This window comes from Bacillus cereus group sp. BfR-BA-01383 (assembly GCF_022663495.1).
GTDB classification, from domain to species: Bacteria; Bacillota; Bacilli; order Bacillales; family Bacillaceae_G; genus Bacillus_A; species Bacillus_A cereus_AU.
This window is the reverse complement of record NZ_JAKUFP010000096.1, coordinates 1-713: the sequence shown is the minus strand read 5'-3', so window position 1 is coordinate 713 and position 713 is coordinate 1. Positions and strand designations below refer to the sequence as shown.

Here is a 713-nt window from a genome sequence, read left to right as displayed (position 1 = left end):
TTTTCCTTTTCCATACCAATCACGCACCCTTTCTAAAGTAATAGTAACAGTATGTCCAAGATTTATAGATTCATTGCAATTGTCCTTAAGTTTTTGCACCAGAACCCTTATCTCCACATCAATTATAAATCCTAATCCTGCATCAACAGAACCAGCAACAACACACTTACCTACAAAGGGACTCCACAGTAATTTCTCCTATTATATATATAAATCATGCTTAGTTAAATTGGTTTGATTTTATAAGAAGCCAAAAACCTCTAAATATTTATTTTATAATCACATAATTAATCCTAATATAACTAAAGTTTGATATGATGATACAGTTATTAATAGCAATTAGGGGGATATACAGCATGAACTATGCAAATATGCCAAAAAGAATAGGAATGGTTAAGCGGACTCCATTCACTTCGATACCGAAGAAATTCATCGGTATTGGTAAGATTGTTAAAAAGCAGACAAAAGTGGAGCGCCCTATATTAACCCAAGACGAACAAGAACGTATTGAAAACATGTTATTATGTTCATTTCTTTCTGAAGAGAAGAAATTGATTACTTATTATAGAGATGATCATTTGCTTACTAGATATATGACTGTAACTGACATAAATCCGATAATAAATTTAATAACTTGTACTGATGCATCTTATAACAGAATTTTTCTTAAATTTATGGATATAATTGATTTAAGATAAAAAACATACTGTTTA

At 30.0% G+C, this 713-nt stretch carries 1 protein-coding gene; it reads left to right on the top strand.

All coding sequences use genetic code 11. The annotated features are described in order from the left end of the window. The first annotated feature begins 356 nt into the window (after window positions 1-356). Window positions 357-698, top strand: coding sequence for a YolD-like family protein (locus tag MR065_RS27030; protein ID WP_242215739.1), 342 nt, complete (start codon window positions 357-359; stop codon window positions 696-698). Window positions 699-713: the final 15 nt, after the last annotated feature.

Coding starts and splice junctions, on each gene's coding strand:
- MR065_RS27030 (WP_242215739.1), top strand. CDS start 357: ATGAACTATGCAAATATGCCAAAAAGAATAGGAATGGTTAAGCGGACT.